Source organism: Streptomyces sp. NPDC052396 (assembly GCF_044593195.1).
Classification (GTDB): Bacteria; Actinomycetota; Actinomycetes; order Streptomycetales; family Streptomycetaceae; genus Streptomyces.
Genome location: NZ_JBIUAW010000006.1, coordinates 60,452 through 86,417 on the forward strand (window position 1 = coordinate 60,452; position 25,966 = coordinate 86,417).

Genomic DNA, 25,966 nt, shown 5'->3' on the forward strand with positions numbered 1-25,966 from the left:
GGTCCCCGCCGGGAAAGGGGTCCCCGTCAGAAGGGGCGACACAGCATGGCGGCCACGCGGCACAGGTCGACTGCCCGCCGCTTGGTGAGATCCGCCTGTCGCTTCATGTGACCGATCGTAGGGACGGGCGCGGATGCGTGTCACCAATGTGTCGGATGGCGAGACGGAATTGACCGGTATGTGAGACAAGGATGGCCGGAGGTGGGTTTGCCGGTCACCGGTGGTGCCTCGCCCGGCGGTGGTTCTCCGCTGCCGGACGGGGCGTCTCGGAGGGTGGACGTGCGGTCAGTGACCCGCCAGCCGGACGTCCGTGCCGCCCAGCGTGATGTCCACGCCCTTCTCGGTGGCGGTGACCTTGTCCAGCTTGATGCCACGGGGCAGGCCCGTGATCTTCCGCTCCATGTCCACCTTGCCGCTCAGCAACGGCATCCGGGAGGCGTCCATCCGGATCGCGTCGCCATGGGCCACGCTCAGCGTGGAGGTGGTGGTGAAGCCCAGCATCCCGGCCTTGACCTTGCCGTCGCCCGCGTAGGACATGCTGACGCCGGGGCCCAGCGCCCGGCCCAGGTCGGCGTAGTCGAGGTGGGCGGTGCCGCTGGCCCGGTCGGCCACCGCGGAGGAGAAGCTGCTGTCGATCTCCACGCCGTGCAGCTGGGCGTCGAAGGAGGAGACCCGGACGGCGTGCCCGTCGCCGGTGCCGGCCGTCACCCCGCCGTTCAGCGAGACATCGACCTCGTCCAGCTTGGAGTCGGCGAGCTGGGTGAGGAAGGGAAAGCCCTTAATGGATACGTCCGGGGTGCCGGAGAGGTTCTGGCTGCTGCGTATCTTGTCCGCGGCCTTGTTCTCCGCGAAGTAGACCGCGGCGCGGTCCGCGGCCACGAACAGGCCGCCCAGGACCACGACGACGATCAGCAAGGTGCGTATCGCGCGCATCGGATGACGTTCCCCCGGGTGTGGTTGGGCCGCTGTTGCCTTTCCGCGAGCCTAACGCGGGGCCCGTCCTTCCCGGGATTCAGAGCAGTGTCCGGCCGATCACATAGACGGCCGGCGCGGCCAGCGCCAGCGGCAGCGCCACGCCCGCCGTCATATGCACAAAGCGGGACGGGTAGTCGTAGCTGGCCACCCGCAGGCCCACCAGGGCGCAGACCCCGGCGGCCAGCCCCAGCAGCGCGGCCGACGGGCCGGTGTGGGTCAGCTGACCGCCCAGGATCCCGGCCCCCGCCGCCGCCAGCAGCGCGATCACCGGGGAGATCATGGCGGGCAGCGGCACCGCCCGGGCCAGCACGGTGACCGCCACCGCCAGGGCGCCGATCACCACCGCCTTGTGGTCCGCCGCCAGATGACCGGCCGCCAGCACGGTCAGCGCGGTCGAACCGGCGGCACAGGTCAGCCCGTACATCCGCTCGTCCGCCGAGGCATGGCTGCGCAGTTGCAGCACCACCACCAGCAGCAGCCAGCAGCCCAGGGTGCCGATGAGCACGGTGGGCGCCTGCCCGGCCCTGGCGGCCAGCAGGCCGGCGTCGGCGACCAGACCGCCCAGGAAGGCCAGCGCGATGCCCTGCCGGGCCGGCCACATGCCGTTGAGCCGGAACCAGCCCGCGGCGGTCACCGCCTGCAGCAGCACCACCGGCGCCGCCAGCGCGGGCCGCGCCAGCGGAGCGGTGAGCGCCAGCAGGCCGGCCAGCACGGCGGTGATCACCGCCGGCCGGAAACCGGGCGGCAGGATCTGCGCCCGCCCCTCGGCCTTGGCCTTTTCCGCCGCGGTCATCGGCCGCGCGGCCTCGGGCGCGGACTCCGCCTCCGGGCGCGCCACAACAGGCGCGGGCTCCGCCTGGAAGGGAGCGGGCTCCGGCAGAGGGGCGTGCGCATCCACCGCGAGCGCGGGCTCATAGCCCGCCGCCTGCCCGGGCAGCTGCACCCCACCATCGGGCCAGGGGCTGCCGCCGTAGGAACCGGCCGTCCCATAGGCATCGGATGCCCCGGGGGAACCGAACCCGCCGTGGGGGCCGGCCGTCCCATAGGCGTCAGGCGTCCCGGAGGAACCGAACTCACCGTGGAAGCCGGACGTCCCATAAGAGCCGGACCCGCCGTAGACGTCATGGGAGCCGTACGAGCCGTGGGCGTCAGGCGAGCCGTACGGGTCATGGGACGGCTCGGCGGCCGGCCCGGGGGCCGGTGTCTGCTGCTGCGGCTGCTGCCAGGTGTGCGTGTCCCAGGTGCTGGTCTGCCAGGTCTGGGTGGACGGATCGTCCACCGGCGGATAGCCGTGCAGCCCGCCGGCCGTCGGCCAGGCCGACTGACCCTGGTGACCCTGCCCCTGACCGTCCTCGCCCTGATAAGCCTGCGGCTCCGGCTCCCGAGGCGGGTAGGGGTCGTAGGCGGCGCCGTCATAGGGGTCACGCGGCTGGTGCCGATTGCCGTAGTGGTCGCTCATGGTGCCGGGATCACCCTCCTGCGAAGGGCGGGAGCACCTCGACCGTGCCGCCCTCGGTCAGCTGGACCGTCGTGTGCTCGCGGGCGCCGACCGGGTCGCCGTCCACGAGAAAGGAACAAAGGGACAACACCCGGGTGAACTCGGGCCGCGCGTCGTGCCGTCGGCGGGCCGCCTCCAGCGCCTGGGCCAAGGTGACGGCCGCGTACGGCTCTTCGGCCGTGCCGGCGGCGGCCTTCGCCGCGGCCCAGTACCGGATGGTGCCCGCCGGTACCGGCCCTGCCGTGTGTGCGGTTGTCACGGCTGCCCTTTCTCCCGGATGTTTCCCTGAATGCTGCCTCCATGATGACGGGTGACGGAGCGCGCCAAGCCCCCAGCCGAAAAACCGGACCCCTCTTCGGCCGGTGCTCGCATAGGCTGCTGGTGTGTTGGTACGACTTCTCCGGGCCTATCTGCGGCCCTACTCCCGGCCGATCGCGCTGATCGTGCTTCTCCAGCTCGTACAGACCCTTGCCACGCTCTACCTCCCCACCCTCAACGCGGACATCATCGACAAGGGGGTGGTCAAGGGCGACACCGGTTACATCCTGACCACCGGCGGCATCATGCTCGCCATCACCCTGGCTCAGATCGTGTGCTCCGTGGGTGCCGTCTACTTCGGCGCCCGGACGGCCATGGCGGTGGGACGTGATCTGCGTGGCGCGGTCTTCGACCGGGTGCAGTCCTTTTCCGCCCGTGAGATGGGTCACTTCGGCGCGCCCTCGCTGATCACCCGGACCACCAATGATGTGCAACAGGTCCAGATGCTGGCCCTGATGACCTTCACGCTGATGGTCTCCGCGCCGATCATGTGCATCGGCGGTCTGCTGATGGCACTCAACCAGGATGTTCCGCTGTCCGCCCTGCTGCTGGCCATCGTCCCGGCGCTGGCCATCGTGGTCTCGCTGATCGTCTGGCGGATGCGGCCGCTGTTCCGCGGCGTCCAGGAGCGGATCGACACCGTCAACCGGGTGCTGCGCGAACAGATCACCGGCATCCGCGTGATCCGCGCCTTTGTCCGCGACACCCGTGAGCGGAAACGATTCCGGGCGGCCAACACCGAGCTGATGGACATCTCGCTGCGCGCCGGGCGGCTGATGTCGCTGATGTTCCCCTCGGTGATGCTGATCGTGAACCTGTCCTCGGTGGCCGTCCTCTACTTCGGCGGACACCGCATCGACAGCGGCCATATGCAGATCGGCGCGCTCACCGCGTTCCTCAGCTATCTGATGCAGATCCTGATGGCGATCATGATGGCCACCTTTATGTTCATGATGGTGCCGCGCGCCGAGGTCTGCGCCGAGCGCATCCAGGAAGTGCTGACCACCGACTCCAGTGTGGAACCGCCGCTCGCCCCGGTCACCGAGCTGCGCCGCCGCGGCCAACTGGAGCTGAGCGCCGTGGAGTTCCGCTTCCCCGGCGCCGAGGAGCCGGTCCTCAAGGATGTCTCGCTGCTGGCCCGGCCCGGCGAGATCACCGCCGTGATCGGCTCCACCGGCAGCGGCAAGTCCACCCTGCTGGGCCTGATTCCCCGCCTGTTCGACGCCACCGCCGGCGAGGTGCTGGTGGACGGCGTGAACGTCCGCGAACTCGACCCGGTCGTCCTCTCCGAGGCCGTGGGACTGGTCCCGCAGAAGCCCTATCTCTTCACCGGCACCGTCGCCTCCAACCTGCGCTACGGCAAACCGGACGCCACCGACGAGGAGTTGTGGCACGCGCTGGACATCGCCCAGGCCCGCGACTTCGTCGAGTCCATGGAGGACGGCCTTGACGCGCCCATATCCCAGGGCGGCACCAATGTCTCCGGCGGACAGCGGCAGCGACTGGCCATCGCGCGCGCCCTGGTCCGCAAGCCGGAGATCTACCTTTTCGACGACTCCTTCTCCGCCCTGGACTACGCCACCGACGCCCGGCTGCGGGCCGCGCTGGCCCGGGAGACGGAGGACGCGACCGTGCTGATCGTCGCCCAGCGCGTCTCCACCATCCGCGACGCCGACCGCATCGTGGTGCTGGACGAGGGCCGCGTCGTCGGCAGCGGTACCCACCACGAGCTGATGGCCTCCAATGAGACCTACCGGGAGATCGTGCTCTCCCAGCTCACCGAGGAGGAAGCAGCGTGAGCACCGCACCAGCGCGCCGGGGCCCGGCGCCGGCGACGGGCATAGCCCGTCATATGGGCGGCCAGCCCACCGAGAAGTCCATGGACTTCAAGGGCTCCAGTCGCAGACTGCTGGCCCAGCTCCGCCCGGAGCGGGCGCGGATCCTCATCGCGCTGTCCCTGGGCGTGGGCAGCGTGGCGCTGGCCGTGGCCGGCCCCAAGGTCCTCGGCCATGCCACCGACCTGATCTTCTCCGGGGTGATCGGCCGGCAGATGCCCTCCGGCGAGACCAAGGACCAGGCCATCGCCCAGATGCGGGCGGCCGGCCATGGCAAGGTCGCCGATGTCATCTCCGGCGTGGACTTCACCCCCGGCCATGGCATCGACTTCGGCGCCGTGGGCACGGTGCTGCTCTGGGTCGCCCTGATCTATCTCTGCTCCTCCCTCTTCTCCCTGATCCAGGCCCGGATCGCCACCAACGCCATCCAGAGCGTGGTCTTCCGGATGCGCGAGCAGGTGGAGGAGAAGCTGGGCCGGCTGCCGCTGAGCTACTTCGACAAGCAGCAGCGCGGCGAGGTGCTCTCCCGGGCCACCAATGACATCGACAACATCGCGCAGACCCTGCAGCAGACCCTCAGCCAGATCGTCACCTCGCTGCTGACCATCGTCGGTGTGCTGGCCGTGATGTTCTGGATCTCCTGGCTGCTGGCCCTGGTGGCGCTGGTGACCGTGCCGGTCTCGGTGATGGTCGCCACCGCCGTCGGCAAGCGTGCCCAGCCGCAGTTCGTCGCCCAGTGGAAGTCCACCGGCAAGCTCAATGCGCACATCGAGGAGATGTACACCGGCCACTCGCTGGTGAAGGTCTTCGGCCGGCAGCGCGAGTCCGCGGAGGCCTTCCGCAAGGAGAACGACGCGCTCTACGCGGCCGGTTTCAAGGCCCAGTTCATCTCCGGTGTGATCCAGCCGGCGATGATGTTCATCGGCAACCTCAACTATGTGCTGGTCGCGGTGGTCGGCGGTCTGCGGGTGGCCAGCGGCTCGCTCTCCATCGGTGACGTCCAGGCGTTCATCCAGTACTCCCGCCAGTTCAGCCAGCCGCTGACCCAGGTGGCCTCGATGGCCAACCTGGTCCAGTCCGGCGTCGCCTCCGCCGAGCGGGTCTTCGAACTCCTCGACGCCGAGGAGCAGTCGCCGGACGCGGCCGACGCGCCGCGGCCGGCCCATGTGCGCGGCGAGGTCTCCTTCGAAAAGGTCTCCTTCCGCTACGAGCCCGACAAGCCGCTGATCGAGGACCTGTCGCTGTCCGTCCGCCCCGGCCAGACGGTCGCCATCGTCGGCCCGACCGGCGCGGGCAAGACCACCCTGGTCAACCTGCTGATGCGGTTCTACGAGGTGAGTGGTGGCCGCATCACCCTGGACGGGGTGGACATCGCCCGGATGTCCCGCGAGGACCTCCGCTCGCATATCGGCATGGTCCTCCAGGACACCTGGCTGTTCGGCGGCACCATCGCCGAGAACATCGCCTATGGCTCCGAAGGCGCCTCCATGGACAAGATCGTGGCGGCGGCCAAGGCGACCCATGTGGACCGCTTCGTACGGACGTTGCCCGACGGCTATGACACCGTGATCGACGAAGAGGGCTCCAATGTCAGCGTCGGCGAGAAGCAGCTGATCACCATCGCGCGGGCGTTCCTGGCCGAGCCGGAGATTCTGGTCCTGGACGAGGCGACCAGCTCGGTCGACACCCGCACCGAGGTCCTCATCCAGCAGGCCATGGCCGAACTGCGGACCGGCCGCACCAGTTTTGTGATCGCGCACCGCCTTTCCACGATCCGCGACGCGGACGTCATCCTGGTGATGGAGTCCGGCCGGATCGTGGAACAGGGCAACCATGACTCGCTGTTGACGGCGGGCGGTGCGTATGCGCGGCTGTACCAGGCGCAGTTCGCGGAGGCGGTGGTGGCGGAGGAGGCGTAGGGATCCTTCCTTTGCATTGACGTGCGAGCGCCGGGCGGATTGCCCGGCGTTTGCCGTTTCGTTCGGCGGTGCATCGGCGCTTGACCGGCTGCGGGCCGTCTGTGGCTGGTCGCGCAGTTCCCCGCGCCCCTTTGGGGCGCGGTACCGCACACCGGACTTCGACGATTTCGCTAGTCCGTAATGAAGGGTGCGTATCCCGTCGGGACCTCAGTGACTTCCAGCTCCGAGAAGAGCAGGGTGACACGGTGCGCGTTGGTCTCGATGCGGACGTCGTGGAAGTCGATACCGAGGGCCTCGGCCCAGCGGCGAGCTGCCTCCGACTCGGGGAGAACCTTCGCGCCCGGGTAGAGACAGTGCCACTTCACGCCCCAGACGTATCCGTCGAGGTCGACACCGGTCTCGTAGTCGATGAGACGGTCGTCGAGCGAGACACGCCACGTCTCGGGCGGCACGGTTGATTCGCATCGGGCCTCCACGCAGTGCTTGAAGAGATAGCGCAGATGGACGGGCTCCAGGCCGGTGCGGGGGTCGGCTGTCGCGTAGACGATGACCTCGTAGTCGCGCATATAGCTGGTGTATCCGTGGTGCACGACGGCGTGATCGAACGATGCGTCCAGCATCTCTTCAAGTGCGGCGGAGTCCATGCCGCTGTTCTATCAGGGGGTATGTGCTGCTGCGCTACGCACTGCGGTCAGCGGTGGCGGTGCCGGGCGGGCGGCGAGCGTGCCGGTGAATGCCGCCCAGGTGGTGGCGGGGAGGGTGAGTTGGGGGCCGGAGGGGTTTTTGGAGTCGCGGATCCGTATGGTGTGGGGGGAGGCGGCGACTTCGACGCAGTTGCTGCCGTGTTCGCCGCTGTAGCTGGAGATTTGCCAGCCGTGGACAGCTTCTATGTGTGCGTCGCCCTCCTTGGTGTGCGGCTCATAGGAGATCTCGACACAGTTGTCTCCTTCTTCACCGCTGTAGCTCGATTTGAACCACATCGTAGGCGTGCGCTCGTTCATCTCTCTCCCAGCAACCGATCCAGCATTTTTCTGGTCTCATCAGCACTGAGCGCCTGCATTCGTAGCATCCCGAACTTGTGAGTAAGGCGACTGATCTCGTCTGGACTGGTAAGGAAGCGGCTGGTGAGCTGGGCTTCCGTGTATGCGTGGGTGCGGTAATCAGGGGTCTCCAGGAGAACAAAAGGCCCGCTGATTCCGGCGTGGAACTCGCAGTCCAGGGGCAGGACTTGAATGGATACCCCAGGCAGATCCGCGCAGGCCCGCAGGTGACTGAGCTGCTCGTGCATGACCTCCTGGCCGCCGATCCGAGCGATGACAACCGCCTCCGAGATGACGAAGGTGGCCGTTAGCGGTACCTCTCGGTGCAGGATCACCTGGCGCTTGAGACGCGTTTCCAACCGGCGTTCAACTTCCGCCTCGTTGATGGCGGGGACCGAGCACCGGAAGACCGCACGGGCGTACGCGGCAGTCTGGAGCAGGCCAGGCACCACCGCGTTCTCGTAAGAGGACAGGGCGATCGCTTCCTGCTCCAGTTGCATATAGGCCTCGGCCCATACCGGAAACTTGTCCTGCCCGGGCATATGCCCGACCACCACGGCCAAGACCCCGCCCGTACCCAGCACACGATCGATCTGCTCAGCCGTATCCGGCAGCAAAGCCCGCCGCCCCTGCTCGATCGACGCAACCGTCTCCTCACTCACACACAACTCGTCCGCGAGCCCCCGCTGAGTGAACCCCGCATTCGTTCGCAACAGCGCCAGCAGCGCGCCCACAAGCCGCGCTGAAGACTGCGGCGGCTTCTTGCCATGCGTCCGCACCGGTGACCAACCCCGCCCGTACCCGAGCCGTACCCTGGGCGTACCCAGCCCGTACGCCCCATCCGTACGAGCCCCGCCCCTGGTCCACCGTAGTTATCCGCTGCGACCGTTGTCGCATGAACGACCCGACGCAACTCCCCCTGTTCGGAAAGCGTTTCGGGCGCCGCAGCGCCAAAGCCGTACCGCTCGCGAGGGAGTTCGCGCACCGTACGCTCGACGTATGGCAGGTACGCCGCACCGATGACGTACTCCTCTGCGTCAGCGAGCTGGCCACCAACGCCCTGCGGCACGGCGTCCCGTCAGGACGCCAGTTCCTGCTGCACCTCTGGCTGCTGGAAGACCGCACGCTGCGCGTCGAGGTGCACGACAGCGGCCCCAGCTTCCCGCAGATGCTGACCCCCGCCGGCGGTGACCGGGAGTCCGGGCGCGGCCTGGTGCTGGTGGACGCGCTGGCCGACAAATGGGGCGTGGGCGAGCGCGACCCGGGCAAGGTGGTCTGGTGCGAGTTCACCGAGGCAGTGCCGTGGTGAAGGTCTGGGGCCGGAGTGTGGTCGGAAACCCGTCCGAGAACGTGCTCTCTCAGTAGGGTTTCCGACCACAAGTAGGCCCGTGCACCGGCTCCTCCCCGATCGCCCACCCCGCGATCCGCCGCAGCAGCCGCTCCGGCGCCGCGTTCTCGGCGTGGCCGAAGCCGGGTTCGATCCACAGCTCGGAGGAGCCGGGGTCGGCGGCGGCCGCGAGGCTGCGTGGGTGGTCCAGGGGGAAGTAGGGGTCCTGGTCGCCGTGGACGATCAGGAGTGGGCGCGGGGCGATCAGGGGCACCGCGTCCACCGGGGGCAGCGGTACCGGATCCCACTCGCGGGAGTGGACCCGGGTGCGCAGGGCCGCGCGGGCGACCAGGCGGCCCACCGGGCGGGTGACCGCCCAGTGGACGCGGCGCATGGGGGCCGTACCCCGGTAGAACCAGCGCGCGGGGGCGGAGACCGAGGCCACCTTGTCGGCGTGGGCGCCGGAGCCCGGGGCATAGAGCGCACCGTGGCGCAGGGCGACCGAGCCGCCCATGGAGAAGCCGACGGTGGTCACGGAGGAGTGGCCCAGGGAGCGGGCCCATGCCACGGCGGCGGCCAGGTCGAGGACCTCGCGGTCGCCGACCGTGGAGCGGCCGGCCGAGCGGCCGTGTCCCCGGAAGGAGAAGGTGACCACGGGGGCGTGGCGGGCGAAGACCGCCGCCGTGCGGCGCAGCGCGGGGCGGTCCAGGGAACCCGTGAAGCCATGGGCGAGCACAATGGCAGGGTGACGCGATGGTGCGGGACCGGGGTCGTAGGCCGCTTCCAGGCGGACTCCGTCAGCTGTCAAGAGGGCGGTGCGACGACCACCCGAAGTGATCGACGAAACACAAGACCGTGCAAAGTCCCCCGGGCCGGGAAAAGTCATGTGGGTTATTCTGCTGGGCAGGAAGGATCCGGGCAGAGTCGCCCCCGGGTCCTTTTGTGCATTCGGACGCGTGGCGCCGCACCGCGCGTAAGGGCGCACGCGTGCTTCCGGGCGCGCAACCGCACACTCCCCCAGGCCCCGCCTGGGTGGTACCCCCGTCGCAGGGACCGAGGAGGAACCGACGTCATGGGTGATGGAAGCGCGCATCGTGGTGGTGACCGCCGATGAGTTCGCTGTTGCTGCTGACCAACGCTCTTCAGCCGTCCGCGGAGGTGCTGCCCGCGCTGGGGCTGCTGCTGCACAGCGTCCGGGTGGCGCCGGCCGAGGGTCCGGCCCTGGTGGATGTGCCCGGGGCCGACGTCATACTGATCGACGGGCGCAGGGATCTGCCTCATGTGCGCAGCTTGTGTCAGTTGCTGCGGTCGACCGGCCCGGGCTGTCCGCTCCTCCTGGTGGTGACCGAGGGCGGGCTGGCGGCGGTCACCGCCGACTGGGGCGTGGACGATGTGCTGCTGGACACCGCGGGTCCGGCCGAGGTGGAGGCCCGGCTGCGGCTGGCGATGGGGCGGCAGCAGATCGCCACGGACGACAGCCCCATGGAGATCCGCACCGGGGACCTGTCGGTGGACGAGGCCACCTACAGCGCCAAGCTCAAGGGGCGGGTGCTGGATCTGACCTTCAAGGAGTTCGAGCTGCTGAAGTACCTCGCGCAGCATCCGGGACGGGTCTTCACCCGGGCCCAGCTGCTGCAGGAGGTCTGGGGCTACGACTACTTCGGCGGTACGCGGACGGTGGACGTCCATGTCCGGCGGCTGCGGGCGAAGCTGGGGCCGGAGCATGAGTCCCTGATCGGGACGGTGCGGAACGTCGGTTACCGGTTTGTGCTGCCGGAGAAGCCCGAGAAGGCGGACCGGGCGGAGAAATCCGCCGGGGCGGAGCGCAAGGAGCAGCGGCGGGAGCGGCCGGGGGAGGCGGATCCGGCCGGGGAGCCATCGGTGGCCAAGGGGTCGCGGGCCGCCAAGCACTAGGGGCCCTTCAGGGGTCCCCCGGGGTTCCCGTAACGCCGGTAACCGATGCCGTTCCGTGAGAAAACAGCCGGTCTAGCCGCACGTGGACCCGCGTAGACTGCCCGCCGTGGCCAAGGTGACGCGGGACGATGTGGCGAGGCTGGCGGGGACATCCACCGCGGTGGTCAGCTATGTCATCAACAACGGTCCGCGCCCGGTGGCGCCGGCGACGCGGGAGCGGGTGCTTGCCGCGATCAAGGAGCTGGGTTACCGGCCGGACCGGGTGGCGCAGGCGATGGCCTCCCGGCGTACTGACCTGATAGGTCTGATCGTCCCGGACGCGCGCCAGCCGTTCTTCGCGGAGATGGCGCATGCGGTGGAGCAGGCCGCGGCCGAGCGCGGAAAGATGGTGCTGGTCGGCAACTCCGACTATCTCGATGAGCGCGAAGTCCATTATCTGCGGGCCTTCTTGGGGATGCGGGTGTCCGGGCTGATCCTGATTAGTCAGGGGCCCAGTGAGCACGCCGCGTTGGAGATCGACGCCTGGGACGCCCGGGTGGTTCTGATGCACCGGCGGCCGGATGCGATCGACGATGTGGCCGTGGTGACGGATGACATCGGGGGCGCCCAGCTGGCCACCCGGCATCTGCTGGAGCACGGGCATCCCTATGTGGCCTGCCTGGGCGGCACCGAGCGGACGCCGGTGATCGGCGACCCGGTCACCGACCATGTCGAGGGCTGGCGACGGGCCATGCGCGAGGCCGGCAAGCCGCTGGACGGGCGGCTGTTCGCGGCCCCGTACGACAGATACGGGGCGTATCTGGTGGCGCTGGAGCTGCTGGCCGGGCCGGACCGGCCGCCGGCGTTGATCTGTGCCACCGACGACCAGGCCATCGGCGTGCTGCGGGCCGCCCGCGAGCTGCGCATCGATGTGCCGGGGGAGCTGGCCGTGGCGGGCTTCGACGACGTCAAGGAGGCGGCGCTCACCGACCCGCCGCTGACCACGGTGTCCTCGGACCGGCAGGCGATGGCCCGCTCGGCGGTGGACCTGGTGCTGGACGACGGGCTGCGGTTCACCGGGACGCGGCGGGAGCGGCTCAAGCAGTTCCCCTCCGCGCTGGTGGTGCGGCGGTCCTGCGGCTGCGGGGCGTAGCCGGCTCCGGATAACCGACCCCGCTTCTGCACCGGTTTTCAGCGGCCGCTCAGACTGTTCTCATGAACGCGGAGGACAGTTTTTGACATGACGGAGAACAGCCACCCCCAGCAGCAGCCTCAGCAGCCGCAGGCGTACCCCTACCCCGCCCCTCCCGGGCACCCTCCGCAGCAGCCGGTCACCACTGCCGGCGGGATCACCGTGTGGCCCGGGGACGCGGGACACGGCGACGCCGGACACGGCGGCGGTGGTCACGCCGGGTTCACCCAGCAGGCCGCGGAGGAGCCGCCGGCGCCGCGCCCCCGCCGCACCGGTGCGCTGGTCGTCGCCTGCGCCCTGGTCGCGGCGCTGGTCGGCGGCGGGTCCGCCGCCCTGGTCGGCGGGCTGGTACACAAGTCGGACAGCACCACCGTGTCCACCCCGGTGCAGAACGCCTCCGCCAAGAGCAGCGGGGTCGCGGCCGTGGCCAAGGCGGTCAGCCCCAGCATCGTGGAGATCAAGGCGGCCACCTCCGGCGGGCAGTCCACCGGCTCCGGCGTCATCGTCACCGGCGGCGGCGAGGTGATCACCAATAACCATGTGGTCGCGGGCACGGACACGGTGCAGGTCACCCTGCATGACGGCACGGTGAAGAACGCCAAGGTGGTGGGGACGGACCCGGCCAAGGACCTCGCCCTGATCAAGATCCAGGGAGCGAGCGGACTGAAGGCGGCCACCTTCGGTGACTCCGGCAAGCTCCAGGTCGGCGACCAGGTGGTCGCCATCGGCTCCCCCGAGGGCCTCACCGGCACCGTCACCAGCGGCATAGTCTCCGCCCTCAACCGCGATGTGACCGTGGCCAAGGAACAGGGACAGAGCCAGGACGACCAGGGCCAGAGTCAGGGTCAGGACCAGGGCCAGGGCCGGCAGCACGGGCGGGGCGGCTTCCCCTGGCCGTTCGAGTTCGGCGGCAACCAGTACAACGGGGACACCGGCTCGTCCAAGACCACCTACAAGGCGATACAGACCGATGCCTCGCTCAACCCGGGCAACTCCGGCGGCGCCCTGATCAACATGAATGGCGAGATCATTGGGATCAACTCGGCGATGTACGCGCCCGCCGGGGGCTCCTCGGACGGCGCGGGCAGCGTGGGCCTGGGCTTCGCCATCCCGGCCAACACCGTCAAGGCCGACCTGGCCAAGCTGCGCGCCGGCGGCAGCGGGCAGTGAACGGCGGACCGTCCCCGTGTCCCATGCGAGGCTGGGGACAACCGCCGTTCCGACCGTTCCGACCGACTCGATGAGGTAGACCGATGAGCTCCGCCGACCACGGCGACCCCAGCGCCCGCATCCTGATCGTGGACGACGAGCCCGCCGTCCGCGAGGCGCTGCGCCGCAGCCTGGCCTTCGAGGGATACGCCACCGTACTGGCCGTGGACGGGCTGGACGCGCTGGACCAGGCAGCAGCCCACCAGGTGGACCTGATCATGCTGGATGTGCTGATGCCACGGATGGACGGACTGACCGCGGCCCGGCGGCTGCGGGCCTCCGGGGTCACCACGCCCATCCTGATGCTCACCGCCCGCGACACGGTGGGGGACCGGGTCACCGGACTGGACGCGGGCGCCGACGACTACCTGGTCAAACCCTTCGAGCTGGACGAACTCCTGGCCCGCATCCGGGCGTTGCTGCGCCGCAGCTCCTATGCCGTGGCCCCGGCCGCCGAGGAACCGCAGGTGCTCGCCTTCGCCGACCTGCGGATGGACCCCGCCACCCGGGAGGTCACCCGGGGCAGCCGCCGGGTGGAGCTGACCCGTACCGAGTTCACCCTGCTGGAACTGTTCCTGGCCCACCCCCGGCAGGTGCTCACCCGGGAGCAGATCCTCAAGACCGTGTGGGGCTTCGAGTTCGAGCCCTCCTCCAACTCCCTCGATGTGTATGTGATGTACCTGCGGCGCAAGACCGAGGCGGGCGGCGAGCCCCGGCTGGTGCACACGGTGCGCGGCGTGGGCTATGTACTCCGGGCGGACGGCGCATGATCCGCCGGTTCCGTGCCCTGCCGCTGCGCTCCCGGCTGGCGCTGCTGACCGCCTGCGCGGTGGCGGTGGCGGTGGCGGTGGCCGCGGGGGCGTGCTGGCTGGTGACCAAGCAGCAGTTGTCGGACCAGCGGGATTCCACGCTCAGCAGCCAGCGGGTGGATGAGAAGTCCACCAGGACGCTGCTGGACCTGTGCGGCACCGGGGCGCCGGTGCCGCAGACCGCCTATCCGAACCTCTACACCATCCAGGTGGTCACCGCCGAGGGCGTGGTGTGCACCGCCCCCGGCAAGTCGCCCGTCGCCGCGGACTCGGTCGATCTGGCCGTGGCCCGTGGCGGGTTGGACCAGACCGTCCTGCACAACGCCCGGGCCAAGGACGGCACCGAGATGCGGGTGGCCACCTCGCCCAGCCGGGACCAGGGCATCGCGGTCTCCATCGCCCAGCCCGTCAGCAGCGTGGACAAGCCGTTGCGCGCACTGGCCCTGATGCTGGTGTTCACCGCCGGTGTGGGTGTGCTGGGCGCGGCCGCCGCCGGACTGTGGGTGGCCCGGGCCGGACTGCGGCCGGTGGACCGGCTGACCGGCGCGGTGGAGCACATCGCCCGCACCGAGGACCTGGCGGTGCGCATCCCGGTGGAGGGCAAGGACGAGATCGCCCGGCTGTCCGCCTCGTTCAACTCCATGACGGCGGCGCTGGCCTCCTCCCGGGACCGTCAGCAGCAGCTGATCGCCGACGCGGGGCATGAGCTGCGCACCCCGCTGACCTCGCTGCGCACCAATATCGACCTGCTGGTCAGAAGTGAGGAGACCGGGCGGGCCATTCCGCCGGAGGACCGGCGGGAGTTGCTGGCCAGCGTCAAGGCGCAGATGACCGAACTGGCCGGGCTGATCGGGGACCTGCAGGAGCTGTCCCGGCCGGACTCGGCGCCGGGCAGCGGTCCGGTGCAGGTGATCGGGCTGCATGAAGCGGTGGAACGGGCGCTGGAGCGGGCCCGGTTGCGGGCCTCCGGGCTGACCATCACGGCCGACCTGGAGAAGTGGTATGTGCGCGCGGAACCGGCGGCCCTGGAACGGGCGCTGGTCAATCTCCTCGACAACGCGGTGAAGTTCTCCCCGCCGGGCGGGGCGGTGGAGGTGCGGCTGGCCGGCGGTGAACTGACCGTGCGCGACCACGGTCCGGGCATCGCGGCCGATGAACTGCCGCATGTCTTCGACCGGTTCTGGCGTTCGCCCTCCGCGCGCAGTCTGCCCGGCAGCGGGCTGGGGCTGTCCATTGTGGCCCGCACCGTGCACCGCGCGGGCGGCGAGGTCGCGCTGCGCCCGGCGGAGGGCGGCGGCACGGTGGCCTCGGTCCGGCTGCCGGGCGCGGCGACGGAGCCACCGACCCTGTAGGGGAGATCCTGGGGTCCGGTCCGGGTCGGGAGTACTGGCTTCCGTCCGGGCCGGCGGCATAGCGTGAAGTCATCGGATGTGAGAGCGCCCAACTCAGGGAGTGATCCTCATGATTGTCGTCACCGGAGCCACCGGGAACATCGGCCGCCCGCTGGTCGGACAACTGCTCGCCGAGGGTGCCGAGGTACGGGCGCTCACCCGCGATCCCCGGCGGGCGCACCTGCCCGCCGGAGCCGAGGTGGTGGCGGCGCAACTGGGGCCGGGATCCGAGGAGCGGCTGGCGGAGCTGTGCCGGGGTGCCCGGGTGCTGTATCTCCATCTCTCCGCCACCCAGGGGGCGTCCATCGCCTCGCTGGCCGCGGCGGCGGTGGGGGCCGGGGTGCGGCGGATCGTGCTCAACTCCTCCATCTCCGTGGAGTACGGGGAGGACGGCGGCCCGATCGGCCGGATCCACCAGGAGGCGGAGCAGGGGGTACGGGACTCCGGCGCCGAGTGGTGCTTTGTCCGCGGCGGGATGTACGCCACCAACGCCCTGGCCTGGGCCCCGGAGATCCGGGCCACCGGAGTGGTGCGCGGCGCCCATCCCGGCGCGGTGGCCTCGCCGGTGCACGAGGCGGACCTGGCGGCCGTGGCCGCCCGCGCCCTGCTCGACGAGAAGGGCGAGCACACCGGGCAGGCGTATGCGGTGACCGGTCCGGCCAATCTCACCATGGCCGATCAAGTGGCCGAGATCGCCCGGGCGATCGGCCGCCCCGAAGTGCGCTTCGAACAGGTCCCGGTGCCGCAGGCAGTGGCCGCCATGGCCGCCCAGGGCATACCGGAGCAGATGGCGGAGGCCCTGATCGCCTTCTTCGGCCGCACGGTGGGCACGAATCCGCCGATCAGCGACGCGGTGGAACACGTCACCGGCCGCCCGCCCCGCACCTTCGCCCAGTGGGCCCACGACCACGCCCAGGACTTCCGCTGAGGGTGCCCCCTCAGGGGCGCGGGGCTGTGGTGTCATGCGGCTCCGCCGCGTGGGCGCGACCGGCCACGAACAGCCCGCAGTCGCTCCCGAACAGCAACTCCCGTGGCGCGGAGCAGGGCGGGATGCCCGGGCCCGGTGCCTGAGTACCGTGCCTGAACACCCCGCCGGATACCGCTACTTGATGACCGTGATGCGGTCCGCCTTCGGCGGGGCCATCGGGTGCGCCTTGGAGGAGTGGGCGCCCAGGAAGCCCAGGAAGCAGTCCAGGTCCGAGGAGCCGGTCCGGACGTTCTTGGCGTCCTTGAAGGTGGTGAAGCCGTCACCGCCGCCCATCAGGAACTCATTGGCGGCGACCCGGTAGGTCTGCTTGGGGTCGATGGCGACGCCATTGAGCTTGACCGAGGAGGCGACGATCTGGTCCGCGCCCTTCCTGGTCAGGTCCAGGGTGTAGGTGAAGCCCTTGCTGACCTGGAGGATCTTGGGGTCGGTGGTGTTGGCCTGGCCGGTGACCTGCTGGCGCAGCAGCGACAGCAGCTGGGCGCCGGTCAGGTCGGCGGTCTTCATGATGTTGTTGAACGGCTGGACGGTGTACGCCTTGCCATAGGTCACCACACCGTCGCCCTCGTCGCCCGCCGCCTTGTAGGCGAGGTCGGAGCGGATACCGCCCTCGTTCATAAAGGCGATCTGGGCGCCGCCCTTGTCCTTGGGGGCCAGGCCCTCCAGCTGGGCGTCGGCGATCACATCACCGAGCGGCCGCTCCTCGGTGTCCGCGCCACGGCCGTTGATGTCCGCGGAGATGTAACCCACCGGGCGGTTGGCCTTGTAGGCGGCCAGCTTCTTCCAGTGGTTGATCAGCTTGGTCATGTCGGGCGCCTTGGGCACATCGCGGCGTACGACATGGTTCACCGCGTGCGGCGCCTTGGTGGCGGTGCGCACGATGCGGCCGGTGTTGCGGTCGTAGGTGAGCGTGGTCTCGGTGTAGAGACGGCCGAAGGACGCCGCCGAGGAGACCGTGCGCGGGTGGCCGGCCGGGTCCGGGATGGTGCAGGCGTACGCCTGGTGGGTGTGCCCGGTGAGCAGGGCGTCCACCTTGGGCGTGACGTGCTTGGCGATATTGACGATGGCGCCGGAGAGGCCGCTGCCCGGGCCGCCGCTGTCGCAGTTGTAGTTGTACGCGTTGGAGGCCGGCATGCCGCCCTCGTGGATCAGGGCGACGATCGACTTGACGCCCTTGCGGTTGAGCTCCTTGGCGTACTTGTTGATCGTCTGGACCTCGTCACCGAACTTCAGGCCCTTGACGCCCTCGGCGGTGACCACGTCCGGGGTGCCCTTGAGCGTCACCCCGATAAAGCCGATCTTGACGCCCTGGTGCTGCCAGATCATGTACGGCTTGAGGATCGGCTTGCCGGTCTTGGCGTCGGTGACATTCGCCGCCAGGTAGGGGAAGTTCGCGCCGGTGAACTTCTTGCCCTTCTCCGAGCAGCCGTCCGTCGGGTGGCAGCCGCCGCGCTGCTTGCGCAGCAGCTCGGCCCGGCCCTTGTCGAACTCGTGGTTGCCGACCGAGGTGACGTCCAGCTTCAGCTTGTTGAGCGCGTCAATGGTCGGCTCGTCGTGGAAGAGGGCGGAGGTCAGCGGGGAGGCGCCCACCATGTCACCGGCGCCGGCGGTGATCGAGTAGGGGTGGCCCTTACGGGCGTTGCGCAAGGCGGTGGCCATGTACTCCATGCCGCCCGCCGGTATGACCTTCTTGGTGCCGTCCGGCTCGGCCTCGGTGACGGTGCCGGAGGAGCCCTGCGGCGGCTCCAGGTTGCCGTGCAGGTCGTTGATGGACAGCAGTTGTACGTCGACCGTGCGGCCGTGGCCCTTGCGGGCGTCGGAGGCCGAGGCGATGGGCGCGGTGGTGGTCAGCACCCCGGCGGTGGCGGCGAGTACGGCCGCGCCGGCGGTGAGCCGTATGGCGAGGCGGCGCTCACGGGGAGGCGTCGCGGGCATTTCGGTCCCCCTGCTAGGAGATCAAGCTGGTCAGGTCGGGCGCAGCTTACGTTCAACGCGCGTAGCCGGTCAGGAGGGTTGAGGTAACGGAAGGGTGACGGGTGGTTTCGGGCGGCCTCCCGGGCCCTGCGGAGGCCGGGCTCCGAAGCCGTAGGCTCGCCCCATGAGCGACATGCTGAATGACGTGAGCGGTCAGCGGCGGATCGAGGTACTGGCGGAGCTGTCCCCGGATCAGGTGGCCGAGGTGCTGGACCTGTTGCGCGAGGCGGCGGCCGAGGACGGTCAGCCGGCTGTCTCCGAGCAGGGCCGGCTACAGCTGCGGGGGCGCCGCGAGGGGGTGCGCCATGTGCTGGTGCATGACGCGGCGGGGGCGTTCGTCGGATATGGGCAGCTGGAGGAGAGCGACCCGGTGGAGGCCCCGGCGGCGGAGCTGGTGGTGCGGCCCGCGTACCGGGGGGTGGGCCATGGACGCGCCCTGGGCAACGCGCTGTTGCAGCAGTCGGGCAAGCGGCTGCGGGTGTGGGCGCACGGCGGGCACCCGGCGGCCCGTCACCTGGCCCAGGTGCTGGGGATGACGCTCTTCCGGGAGCTGCGGCAGATGCGGCGCCCGCTGGGCGATCTGCGGCTGGCGGAGCCGGTCTACCCGCCGGGGGTGACGGTGCGCACCTTCCGTCCCGGCGTGGACGACGCGGCCTGGCTGGCCGCCAATGCGGCCGCCTTCGCCCACCACCCCGAGCAGGGTTCGCTCACCCAGCGGGACCTGGACGACCGCAAGGCGGAGAGCTGGTTCGACCCGGAGGGGTTCTTCCTGGCGGAGCGGGAGGGGCGGATCGTCGGCTTCCACTGGACCAAGACGCACACCGAGGAAGGCGGTCTCGGTGAGGTCTATGTGGTGGGCGTACGGCCGGAGGCGCAGGGCGGCGGCCTGGGCAAGGCGCTGACCGCCACCGGGCTGCGGCATCTGGCGGCCAAGGGGCTGCCCACCGCGATGCTCTATGTGGACGCCGACAACGCGGCGGCGGTGCGGGTGTATGAGGGCATGGGGTTCCTGGTGCACGAGGTGGACCTGATGTACCGCACCGAGAGCTGAGCGCCGGATGGCATCCCCGGTTTGACAGCGCACCGGCACTGGCCGCACGCTTTCACTAGTCAAGTAGTGAAAGGGGCGATGCGTGATCGAGTTCCGCATCGACCGGCGCAGCGGGGTCGCCACGTACCTGCAGATAGTGCAGCAGGTCAAACAGGCCCTGCGGCTCGGCCTGCTGGCGCCCGGGGACAAGCTGCCGACGGCCAAGGAGGTTGTGGCGGCCACGGCGATCAATCCCAACACCGTGCTGAAGGCGTACCGCGAACTCGACCGGGAGGGGCTGGTGGAGGCCCGGCCCGGCCTGGGCACCTTTGTCCGGCGGTCGCTGGCGCGGCCGGGGGCCGGGGCGGACTCGCCGCTGCGGGCCGAGCTGGCCGAGTGGACGCGACGGGCCCACGCGGCCGGGCTGGACCGGGAGGATGTGGCGGCCCTGATGGCCTCCGCGCTGGAGGAGGGCTTCGGCGGGACGGGCGCGGCCGGATGACCGAACTGACCTTCCTGCCCGGCCGGACCGCCCTGGAGGCGGTCGGCCTGGGCGTGCGCTACCGCCGCCGCTGGGCGCTGCGCGACTGTTCGTTCCGGGTGCCCGCCGGGCGGGTGTGCGCCCTGGTGGGTCCCAACGGGGCGGGAAAGTCCACCCTGTTGTCGGTGGTCGCCGGGCTGCGCCGGGCGGACACCGGGGTGCTGGGCGTCTTCGAGGGACGGCCGGCGGACCCGGACAACCGGCCCCGGGTGGCCTATCTGGCCCAGGACAAGCCGTTGTACCCGCAGTTCACGGTGGCCGACACGCTGCGCATGGGCCGTGAGCTCAACCCCGGCCGCTGGGACCAGGGCCGCGCCGAGGGGCTGATCCGGCAGGGAAACCTTTCCCTGGACGCCCGGGTGGGCGCGCTCTCCGGCGGTCAGCGCACCCGGGTCGCGCTGGCCCTGGCCTTCGGCAAACGGCCCGAACTGCTGCTGCTGGACGAGCCGATGGGCGATCTGGACCCGCTGGTGCGCCATGAGATGACCGCCGCCCTGATGACCGAGGCGGCGGAGAGCGCCACCACCATCCTGCTGGCCTCCCATGTGCTGGCCGAACTCGAGGGCGTCTGCGACTATCTGCTGCTCCTGGCGGACGGCCGGGTGCGGCTGGCGGGCGAGGTGGAGGACCTGCTCGCCACCCACTCACTGGTGGTCGGCCGGCATGAGGAGGCCGGTGAGCCAAGGGAGTTCCGCAACCACACCGTGATCGAGTCCCGGGTCACCGGACGGCAGCTCACCGCCCTGATCCGCACCGAAGAGGGCCCGCTCGCCGGACGCTGGGCGACCTCGGAACCGTCCCTGGAGGACCTGTTGCTGGCCTATCTGCGCTCTCCCGGGGCGCCCGCGCTGCTGACCCCGAGCGCCGAGCCACGGCTGCGCAAGGCGGTGGCATGACCGCCGCCCCGGCAGTGGCCGCCGCCGGGCGCCGCCGGCCGGGCGGACTGGCCTGGCTGGTGCTGCGACAGCACCGGGGCACCGTGCTGACGGCCTCGGCGGTCCTGCTGGTGGCCGTGGCCCAACTGGTGTTCCTGCGGCTGGCGATGGTGAGCGTCATCGACGGCATGGACCTGCGCCAGGCCTGTGCCCCCACGGGCCTGGACTGTGTGCGGAGCTGGTCCGGGGCGGACCGTTTTATCGCCGGTTATGGCGACGCCCTGCACTACAACGGGCTGCTGGTGGAGATCCTCCCGGCGCTGATCGCCGCGTTCACCGCCGGGCCGCTGATCGCCCGGGAGCTGGAGAGCGGCACCTGCAAGCTGGCCTGGACCCAGTCGGTGACCCCGCTGCGCTGGCTGGCGGCCAAGCTGGCGCTGCCCCTGACGGCCTCGCTGGCCGGGGCCGGGCTGCTCTCGGCGGTCTATACCTGGACCTGGTCGGTGGTGCCGCCGGCGCTGCTGCCCGGCCGGCAGTGGTACCAGTCCTTCGACATGATCGGCGTGGTGCCGGTGGCCGGCGCGGTGCTGGGCACCGGGGTGGGCGCGCTGGCCGGAGTGCTGGTACGGCGCACCCTGCCCGCCATGGCCGTGGCCCTGGCCGGCTATCCGACGCTCACCGGGGCGCTGGCGCGGATGCGCCCGTACCTGCTCGGCGCCGACACCGCGACCTCGGCCGGGATGCCCGCCCTCACCGGGGACGACAGCTGGCGCTTCGAGCGCGGGATGACCGGCAATGGCGGGGCGCGGATCCCGGAGCCCGACTGCGGCGTCGGCGTCAGCCCGGAGAAGTGCCTGGCCCAGCACCATGCGGACCAGTGGTACCTGGACTATCACCCGGCCTCCCACCTGTGGCCGCTGCAGTGGATCGAGGGCGGGCTGCTGGCCGCGCTGGGGGTGCTGGCCGGCTGGGCGGCCCTGCGGCTGGTGCGGCGCCTTCAGCCGTGAGGGGGTGCGCTGTGGGGCCGGTCGCAGGTGGGGCCGGTCGCAGGTGAGGTGCGGGTCGGCTGTGGCTGGTCGCGCCCACGCGGCGGAGCCGCATCACGTAGCCGCCCCGCGCCCCTGGAGGGGCGTCGTACACCGTTCAAGCATTCGGCAGAGGTTGTCGCCCGGGGGTGGGCCCCGGGTTTCCCACACGCCATGTGGGCGTTACCCGTGATTCAACCGCGATTGCCAGGCTTGCCGAATGCAGCCGGTTGCCCCCCACCCCCGCGAACGCAGGCTATGTGCCGCCCCCGAGCCCCGCTCGGGCGAGCCCGGCACGGGTCCGGAGCGGCACCATGAGGGTATGGACCACAACAGCAGCGCCCAGGATCACGATCATCCGCACGGCGATCGGCCCGGTGGCGGGCGGCCCACCGTGGGGTTCATGGACACCCGGCGGTCGCAGCTGGCCTACTCCCCGGTCGTCCCCGAGCTGGAGCCCGACCTGGACGTCGATCTGGACGCCTACGCCAGCCCCGGCGACCCGGTCCGGTCCGGCGACGGTGGTGAGATCGACTTCGCGGACGGCTATGCCCAGGACGGCGACGACCCCGACCCGGCTGCCGGGCCCCTGCCCGAGGGCCGTTTCCTGGACCGGGAGCGCAGCTGGCTGGCGTTCAACGAGCGGGTGCTGGAGCTGGCCGAGGACCCGGCCACCCCGCTGCTGGAGCGGGCCAACTTCCTGGCCATCTTCGCCGGCAACCTGGACGAGTTCTTCATGGTCCGGGTGGCCGGCCTCAAGCGGCGCATCGCCACCGGGGTGGCCACCCGCTCCGCCGCCGGGCTGCAGCCGCGCGAGGTGCTGGAGTCCATCTGGACCCGCTCCCGTGAGCTGATGGCCCGTCACGCGGCCTGCTACCAGCAGGATGTGGCCACCGAGCTGGCCGAGCAGGGCATCCACCTGATCCGCTGGCAGGAGCTCACCGAGAAGGAACAGGGCCGCCTGTTCACCCTCTTCCGGCAGCAGATCTTCCCCGTCCTCACCCCGCTGGCGGTGGACCCGGCACACCCCTTCCCGTATATCTCCGGCCTCTCGCTCAACCTGGCCGTGGTGGTGCGCAACCCGGTCAGCGGCCATGAGCACTTCGCCCGGGTGAAGGTCCCGCCGCTGCTCTCGCGGTTCCTGGAGGTCTCCGCGCAGCGCTACGTCCCGCTGGAGGACGTGATCGCCGCACACCTGGAGGAGCTCTTCCCCGGCATGGAGGTGCTCGCCCACCACATGTTCCGGGTGACCCGCAACGAGGACCTGGAGGTGGAGGAGGACGACGCCGAGAACCTGCTCCAGGCCCTGGAGAAGGAACTGATGCGGCGGCGCTTCGGACCGCCGGTGCGGCTGGAGGTCGAGGAGAGCATCGACCCCTATGTACTCGACCTGCTGGTAAGGGAGTTGAAGATCTCCGACGCCGAGGTCTACCCGCTGCCCGGCCCGCTGGACCTCACCGGGCTGTTCGGCATCGCCGCGCTGGACCGGCCGGAGCTGAAGTACCCCAAGTTCGTGGCCGGTACGCACCGGGACCTGGCCGAGGTGGAGTCCGCGCACGCCCCCGATGTCTTCGCCGCGCTGCGCGAACGGGACGTACTGCTGCACCACCCCTATGACTCCTTCTCCACCTCGGTGCAGTCCTTCCTGGAGCAGGCCGCGGCCGACCCGGACGTGCTGGCCATCAAGCAGACCCTGTACCGCACCTCGGGCGAGGACTCGCCCATCGTGGACGCGCTGATAGACGCCGCCGAGTCCGGCAAACAGGTGCTGGTGCTGGTGGAGATCAAGGCCCGGTTCGACGAACAGGCCAACATCAAGTGGGCCCGCAAGCTGGAGGAGGCCGGCTGCCATGTGGTCTACGGCCTGGTGGGGCTGAAGACACACTGCAAGCTGTCGCTGGTGGTGCGCCAGGAAGGCGAGACCCTGCGCCGCTACTCCCATGTGGGCACCGGCAATTACCACCCCAAGACCGCCCGGCTGTACGAGGACCTCGGCCTGCTCACCGCCGACCCGCAGGTGGGCGCCGACCTGTCCGACCTGTTCAACCGGCTGTCCGGCTACTCGCGCCGGGAGACCTACCGGCGGCTGCTGGTGGCGCCCCGCTCGCTGCGCGACGGGCTGATCACCCGCATCGGCCGGGAGGTGGAGCACCACCGCGAGGGACGGCCCGCCTCCATCCGCATCAAGGTCAACTCCATGGTGGACGAGGCCGTGATCGACGCCCTCTACCGGGCCTCCCAGGCCGGGGTGCCGGTGGACATCTGGGTGCGCGGCATCTGCGCCCTGCGGCCGGGCGTGCCCGGACTCTCGGAGAACATCCGGGTGCGCAGTGTGCTGGGCAGATTCCTGGAGCACTCCCGGGTGTTCGCCTTCGCCAACGGCGGTGAGCCCGAAGTGTGGCTGGGCAGCGCCGACATGATGCACCGCAACCTGGACCGGCGTATCGAGACGCTGGTCCGGGTCACCCACCCCACGCACCGGGCCTCGCTCAACCGGCTGCTGGAGCTGGGAATGTCCGACCGTACGGCCTCCTGGCACCTCGGCCCGGACGGCGAGTGGACCCGGCAGGCGTCCGACGCCGACGGACAGCCGCTGAGGAATGTGCAGGAGATGCTCATCGATGCACGGAGGCGCCGGCGTGGCCCAGCAATCCCCTGACCCCTCGGGCACGGTGACCGTGCCCCACCTGCCCGGCGACACCACCACCGAGGCCGCCGGCGAGGTGCTGGCGCGCTATCTGCACACCCAGGCCACCGAGTTCCTGCGCGGCCTGCGGCTGCACGGCGACAGCGGAAAGGACGCCCAGGACCCCGAGAACGCCGCGGAGGCCGCCCGGCTGCTGCTCGGCGCGATCCGGCGGATCGCGGGCACGCTGCGGGTCTGCCGGCAGCTGACCGACGAGACCTGGGCCGACCAGCTCGGCCTGGAACTGGCCTGGCTGGCCGAGGTGGTGGGGCATGAGTACGCCTGCGCCGCCCGGCTGGCCCGGCTGCGCGGGGCACTGCACCGGCTCTCCGGGGCATCCGGCGAGGGCGGACCGAACACCCTGACCGTGGGCGCGGCCCGGGCCGGCGCCCTGCTGGAACGGCAGTTGACGCTGGCGCGCACCCGGGCCCACTCGGCGGCGCTGCAGGCGCTGGGCTCGGCGCGCTTCCACGCGGTGGCCGACGCGGTGGCGGTGCTCTCCTCGGAGCCGCCGCTGGACCCGGCAGCGCACCGGCTGCGCGCCCATGAGGTGCTGCCCGCGCTGGCCGGGCAAGTGCACCGGCAACTGGCCGAGGCGGTGGCGGCACTGCCGCTGTCCGTGGCCCAACTCCCCTACAACGCCGAGGCATTGGCCTGTGGGCTGGCCGCGACCGGGGCCGCCGACGCGCCGCCCGCCGAGGCGCGTCAGGACGCGCCCTGGCACCAGGTGCGGCGGCTGGTGCGGCTGCGCCGCTACGCCCAGGAGGTACTGGACGAGCAGCACCACACCGAGGCCGAACCGACGCTGTCGGTACGGCTGTTGACGGTCGGGCAGGCGCTGGACCGGCACCGGGACGCGGCCGCCGCCGCGGCCGCCGCCGCCTCGGCGGCCCGCACCCCGCGCATCGCCCCGGCCACCGCCTATGCGCTGGGGGTGCTGCACGCGGACCAGCGGCACGAGGTGGAGGCGGCGCGGTTCGCCTTCGGACGGGCCTGGCAGCGGCTGGCGGGCACCCCATGATCCGGGCCGCCGGGTGCGTGCTGTGGCGGCGTACCGCGGACGGGCCGCGGATCGCGCTGATCCACCGGCCCAAGTGGGACGACTGGTCGCACCCCAAGGGCAAGCTCAAGCGCGGTGAGTCCGCGCCGGCCTGCGCGGTGCGCGAGGTCCGTGAGGAGACCGGCATGGAGTGCGAGCTGGGCGACGCCCTGCCGACCCTCCGGTACGAGGCGGGCGGTCGGCCCAAGGAGGTCCACTACTGGGCCGCCGAGGCGCTGAGCGGCGCCTTCGTCCCCGGCCGCGAGGTGGACGAGCTGGTATGGCTGGCCCCGAGAGAGGCGCGCGAGCGGCTGACACACGAACACGACCGGCCCTTGGTGGACGCCCTGCTGGCGGTGGCCGGCTGGTGAGTCCGGGGGGCGCCCTTCAGGGGCGCGGGGCGGC

At 70.8% G+C, this 25,966-nt stretch carries 25 protein-coding genes; 16 read left to right on the plus strand and 9 right to left on the minus strand.

The window, feature by feature from the left end; translation table 11 throughout:
• Window positions 1-26 precede the first annotated feature (26 nt).
• The 4 genes from ACIHFE_RS16840 to ACIHFE_RS16855 form a co-directional block, all read right to left on the minus strand.
• Window positions 27-107 carry an Ms5788A family Cys-rich leader peptide gene (locus ACIHFE_RS16840; RefSeq protein ID WP_350751515.1) on the minus strand — a complete coding sequence of 27 codons (81 nt, stop codon included), beginning with the start codon at window positions 105-107 and terminating at the stop codon, window positions 27-29.
• Between the two features lie 178 nt (window positions 108-285).
• Window positions 286-933, minus strand: coding sequence for a DUF2993 domain-containing protein (locus ACIHFE_RS16845; RefSeq protein WP_400107161.1), 648 nt, complete (start codon window positions 931-933; stop codon window positions 286-288).
• Between the two features lie 79 nt (window positions 934-1,012).
• Window positions 1,013-2,434 carry a hypothetical protein gene (locus ACIHFE_RS16850; protein WP_400107163.1) on the minus strand — a complete coding sequence of 474 codons (1,422 nt, stop codon included), beginning with the start codon at window positions 2,432-2,434 and terminating at the stop codon, window positions 1,013-1,015.
• 10 nt (window positions 2,435-2,444) lie between these two features.
• The gene (locus ACIHFE_RS16855; RefSeq protein WP_400107165.1) at window positions 2,445-2,732 is read right to left on the minus strand and encodes a MoaD/ThiS family protein; all 288 of its coding nucleotides are present in this window, start codon (window positions 2,730-2,732) and stop codon (window positions 2,445-2,447) included.
• 124 nt (window positions 2,733-2,856) lie between these two features.
• On the opposite strand from ACIHFE_RS16855, the gene ACIHFE_RS16860 reads away from it, so the two are divergent.
• Window positions 2,857-4,590, plus strand: a complete 1,734-nt coding sequence (locus ACIHFE_RS16860) for an ABC transporter ATP-binding protein (RefSeq protein ID WP_400107167.1) — start codon at window positions 2,857-2,859, stop codon at window positions 4,588-4,590.
• A 53-nt stretch (window positions 4,591-4,643) separates the two neighbouring features.
• Window positions 4,644-6,545: an ABC transporter ATP-binding protein gene (locus tag ACIHFE_RS16865; protein WP_400108007.1), complete on the plus strand. Its 1,902-nt coding sequence runs from the start codon at window positions 4,644-4,646 to the stop codon at window positions 6,543-6,545.
• Window positions 6,546-6,715: 170 nt separating this feature from the next.
• Here the strand turns inward: ACIHFE_RS16865 and ACIHFE_RS16870 are convergent, their stop codons facing one another.
• From ACIHFE_RS16870 to ACIHFE_RS16880, 3 genes are read right to left on the minus strand one after another with little or no spacing between them, the layout of a single operon-like run.
• Window positions 6,716-7,189 (minus strand): hypothetical protein, encoded by a 474-nt coding sequence (locus tag ACIHFE_RS16870; protein ID WP_400107169.1) that lies wholly within the window; start codon window positions 7,187-7,189, stop codon window positions 6,716-6,718.
• Window positions 7,190-7,201: 12 nt separating this feature from the next.
• Window positions 7,202-7,546 (minus strand): DUF397 domain-containing protein, encoded by a 345-nt coding sequence (locus ACIHFE_RS16875; protein ID WP_400107171.1) that lies wholly within the window; start codon window positions 7,544-7,546, stop codon window positions 7,202-7,204.
• Entirely contained in the window at window positions 7,543-8,319 is a 777-nt protein-coding gene (locus ACIHFE_RS16880; protein ID WP_400107173.1) for a Scr1 family TA system antitoxin-like transcriptional regulator, read from the minus strand. The genes ACIHFE_RS16875 and ACIHFE_RS16880 overlap by 4 nt, the downstream gene beginning before the upstream one ends.
• 161 nt (window positions 8,320-8,480) lie before the next feature.
• Here ACIHFE_RS16880 and ACIHFE_RS16885 point away from each other — a divergent pair, with 161 nt between their 5' ends.
• Window positions 8,481-8,894 (plus strand): ATP-binding protein, encoded by a 414-nt coding sequence (locus tag ACIHFE_RS16885; RefSeq protein ID WP_400107175.1) that lies wholly within the window; start codon window positions 8,481-8,483, stop codon window positions 8,892-8,894.
• 49 nt (window positions 8,895-8,943) lie between these two features.
• On the opposite strand, the gene ACIHFE_RS16890 is transcribed toward ACIHFE_RS16885, so the two are convergent.
• Window positions 8,944-9,798 (minus strand): alpha/beta hydrolase, encoded by an 855-nt coding sequence (locus ACIHFE_RS16890; RefSeq protein WP_400107176.1) that lies wholly within the window; start codon window positions 9,796-9,798, stop codon window positions 8,944-8,946.
• 224 nt (window positions 9,799-10,022) lie between these two features.
• On the opposite strand from ACIHFE_RS16890, the gene ACIHFE_RS16895 reads away from it, so the two are divergent.
• From ACIHFE_RS16895 to ACIHFE_RS16920, 6 genes are all read left to right on the plus strand, one after another.
• Entirely contained in the window at window positions 10,023-10,826 is an 804-nt protein-coding gene (locus ACIHFE_RS16895) for a winged-helix domain-containing protein (protein ID WP_400107178.1), read from the plus strand.
• 106 nt (window positions 10,827-10,932) lie between these two features.
• Entirely contained in the window at window positions 10,933-11,958 is a 1,026-nt protein-coding gene (locus tag ACIHFE_RS16900; RefSeq protein ID WP_400107180.1) for a LacI family DNA-binding transcriptional regulator, read from the plus strand.
• Between the two features lie 87 nt (window positions 11,959-12,045).
• Complete coding sequence (locus ACIHFE_RS16905) at window positions 12,046-13,167, plus strand: S1C family serine protease (RefSeq protein WP_400107182.1); 1,122 nt, start codon at window positions 12,046-12,048, stop codon at window positions 13,165-13,167.
• Between the two features lie 83 nt (window positions 13,168-13,250).
• Window positions 13,251-13,976: a response regulator transcription factor gene (locus ACIHFE_RS16910; protein WP_400107184.1), complete on the plus strand. Its 726-nt coding sequence runs from the start codon at window positions 13,251-13,253 to the stop codon at window positions 13,974-13,976.
• On the plus strand, window positions 13,973-15,367 hold the full coding sequence (locus ACIHFE_RS16915) for a sensor histidine kinase (protein ID WP_400107186.1): 1,395 nt from the start codon (window positions 13,973-13,975) through the stop codon (window positions 15,365-15,367). Before ACIHFE_RS16910 ends, ACIHFE_RS16915 begins: the two co-directional genes overlap by 4 nt.
• Window positions 15,368-15,476: 109 nt before the next feature.
• The gene (locus tag ACIHFE_RS16920) at window positions 15,477-16,334 is read left to right on the plus strand and encodes an NAD(P)H-binding protein (RefSeq protein ID WP_400107188.1); all 858 of its coding nucleotides are present in this window, start codon (window positions 15,477-15,479) and stop codon (window positions 16,332-16,334) included.
• A 174-nt stretch (window positions 16,335-16,508) separates the two neighbouring features.
• On the opposite strand, the gene ACIHFE_RS16925 is transcribed toward ACIHFE_RS16920, so the two are convergent.
• Complete coding sequence (locus tag ACIHFE_RS16925) at window positions 16,509-18,326, minus strand: bifunctional metallophosphatase/5'-nucleotidase (protein WP_400107190.1); 1,818 nt, start codon at window positions 18,324-18,326, stop codon at window positions 16,509-16,511.
• A gap of 163 nt (window positions 18,327-18,489) precedes the next feature.
• Between ACIHFE_RS16925 and mshD the strand changes: the two genes are divergently transcribed.
• From mshD to ACIHFE_RS16960, 7 genes are all read left to right on the plus strand, one after another.
• Window positions 18,490-19,416, plus strand: a complete 927-nt coding sequence (gene mshD / locus ACIHFE_RS16930; RefSeq protein WP_400107192.1) for a mycothiol synthase — start codon at window positions 18,490-18,492, stop codon at window positions 19,414-19,416.
• An 82-nt stretch (window positions 19,417-19,498) separates the two neighbouring features.
• Window positions 19,499-19,897: a GntR family transcriptional regulator gene (locus tag ACIHFE_RS16935; protein WP_400107194.1), complete on the plus strand. Its 399-nt coding sequence runs from the start codon at window positions 19,499-19,501 to the stop codon at window positions 19,895-19,897.
• Window positions 19,894-20,832, plus strand: coding sequence for an ABC transporter ATP-binding protein (locus ACIHFE_RS16940; RefSeq protein ID WP_400107196.1), 939 nt, complete (start codon window positions 19,894-19,896; stop codon window positions 20,830-20,832). Before ACIHFE_RS16935 ends, ACIHFE_RS16940 begins: the two co-directional genes overlap by 4 nt.
• On the plus strand, window positions 20,829-21,818 hold the full coding sequence (locus tag ACIHFE_RS16945; RefSeq protein ID WP_400107198.1) for an ABC transporter permease: 990 nt from the start codon (window positions 20,829-20,831) through the stop codon (window positions 21,816-21,818). Before ACIHFE_RS16940 ends, ACIHFE_RS16945 begins: the two co-directional genes overlap by 4 nt.
• 421 nt (window positions 21,819-22,239) lie before the next feature.
• On the plus strand, window positions 22,240-24,495 hold the full coding sequence (locus ACIHFE_RS16950; protein WP_400108009.1) for an RNA degradosome polyphosphate kinase: 2,256 nt from the start codon (window positions 22,240-22,242) through the stop codon (window positions 24,493-24,495).
• Window positions 24,437-25,543 (plus strand): CHAD domain-containing protein, encoded by a 1,107-nt coding sequence (locus tag ACIHFE_RS16955; RefSeq protein ID WP_400107200.1) that lies wholly within the window; start codon window positions 24,437-24,439, stop codon window positions 25,541-25,543. Before ACIHFE_RS16950 ends, ACIHFE_RS16955 begins: the two co-directional genes overlap by 59 nt.
• Window positions 25,540-25,932, plus strand: coding sequence for an NUDIX hydrolase (locus ACIHFE_RS16960; RefSeq protein ID WP_400107202.1), 393 nt, complete (start codon window positions 25,540-25,542; stop codon window positions 25,930-25,932). Before ACIHFE_RS16955 ends, ACIHFE_RS16960 begins: the two co-directional genes overlap by 4 nt.
• The last annotated feature ends 34 nt before the right edge of the window (window positions 25,933-25,966 follow it).

What these genes read in the sequence shown, in the direction of transcription:
- ACIHFE_RS16960 (WP_400107202.1), top strand. Translation starts at nt 25,540, where the DNA reads ATGATCCGGGCCGCCGGGTGCGTGCTGTGGCGGCGTACCGCGGACGGG.
- ACIHFE_RS16870 (WP_400107169.1), bottom strand. Translation starts at nt 7,189, where the DNA reads ATGGACTCCGCCGCACTTGAAGAGATGCTGGACGCATCGTTCGATCAC.
- ACIHFE_RS16955 (WP_400107200.1), top strand. Translation starts at nt 24,437, where the DNA reads ATGTGCAGGAGATGCTCATCGATGCACGGAGGCGCCGGCGTGGCCCAG.
- ACIHFE_RS16850 (WP_400107163.1), bottom strand. Translation starts at nt 2,434, where the DNA reads ATGAGCGACCACTACGGCAATCGGCACCAGCCGCGTGACCCCTATGAC.
- ACIHFE_RS16950 (WP_400108009.1), top strand. Translation starts at nt 22,240, where the DNA reads ATGGACACCCGGCGGTCGCAGCTGGCCTACTCCCCGGTCGTCCCCGAG.
- ACIHFE_RS16915 (WP_400107186.1), top strand. Translation starts at nt 13,973, where the DNA reads ATGATCCGCCGGTTCCGTGCCCTGCCGCTGCGCTCCCGGCTGGCGCTG.
- ACIHFE_RS16905 (WP_400107182.1), top strand. Translation starts at nt 12,046, where the DNA reads ATGACGGAGAACAGCCACCCCCAGCAGCAGCCTCAGCAGCCGCAGGCG.
- ACIHFE_RS16895 (WP_400107178.1), top strand. Translation starts at nt 10,023, where the DNA reads ATGAGTTCGCTGTTGCTGCTGACCAACGCTCTTCAGCCGTCCGCGGAG.
- ACIHFE_RS16875 (WP_400107171.1), bottom strand. Translation starts at nt 7,546, where the DNA reads ATGAACGAGCGCACGCCTACGATGTGGTTCAAATCGAGCTACAGCGGT.
- ACIHFE_RS16890 (WP_400107176.1), bottom strand. Translation starts at nt 9,798, where the DNA reads ATGACTTTTCCCGGCCCGGGGGACTTTGCACGGTCTTGTGTTTCGTCG.
- ACIHFE_RS16910 (WP_400107184.1), top strand. Translation starts at nt 13,251, where the DNA reads ATGAGCTCCGCCGACCACGGCGACCCCAGCGCCCGCATCCTGATCGTG.
- ACIHFE_RS16920 (WP_400107188.1), top strand. Translation starts at nt 15,477, where the DNA reads ATGATTGTCGTCACCGGAGCCACCGGGAACATCGGCCGCCCGCTGGTC.
- ACIHFE_RS16865 (WP_400108007.1), top strand. Translation starts at nt 4,644, where the DNA reads ATGGGCGGCCAGCCCACCGAGAAGTCCATGGACTTCAAGGGCTCCAGT.
- ACIHFE_RS16945 (WP_400107198.1), top strand. Translation starts at nt 20,829, where the DNA reads ATGACCGCCGCCCCGGCAGTGGCCGCCGCCGGGCGCCGCCGGCCGGGC.
- ACIHFE_RS16885 (WP_400107175.1), top strand. Translation starts at nt 8,481, where the DNA reads ATGAACGACCCGACGCAACTCCCCCTGTTCGGAAAGCGTTTCGGGCGC.
- ACIHFE_RS16925 (WP_400107190.1), bottom strand. Translation starts at nt 18,326, where the DNA reads ATGCCCGCGACGCCTCCCCGTGAGCGCCGCCTCGCCATACGGCTCACC.
- ACIHFE_RS16940 (WP_400107196.1), top strand. Translation starts at nt 19,894, where the DNA reads ATGACCGAACTGACCTTCCTGCCCGGCCGGACCGCCCTGGAGGCGGTC.
- ACIHFE_RS16845 (WP_400107161.1), bottom strand. Translation starts at nt 933, where the DNA reads ATGCGCGCGATACGCACCTTGCTGATCGTCGTCGTGGTCCTGGGCGGC.
- ACIHFE_RS16840 (WP_350751515.1), bottom strand. Translation starts at nt 107, where the DNA reads ATGAAGCGACAGGCGGATCTCACCAAGCGGCGGGCAGTCGACCTGTGC.
- mshD (WP_400107192.1), top strand. Translation starts at nt 18,490, where the DNA reads ATGAGCGACATGCTGAATGACGTGAGCGGTCAGCGGCGGATCGAGGTA.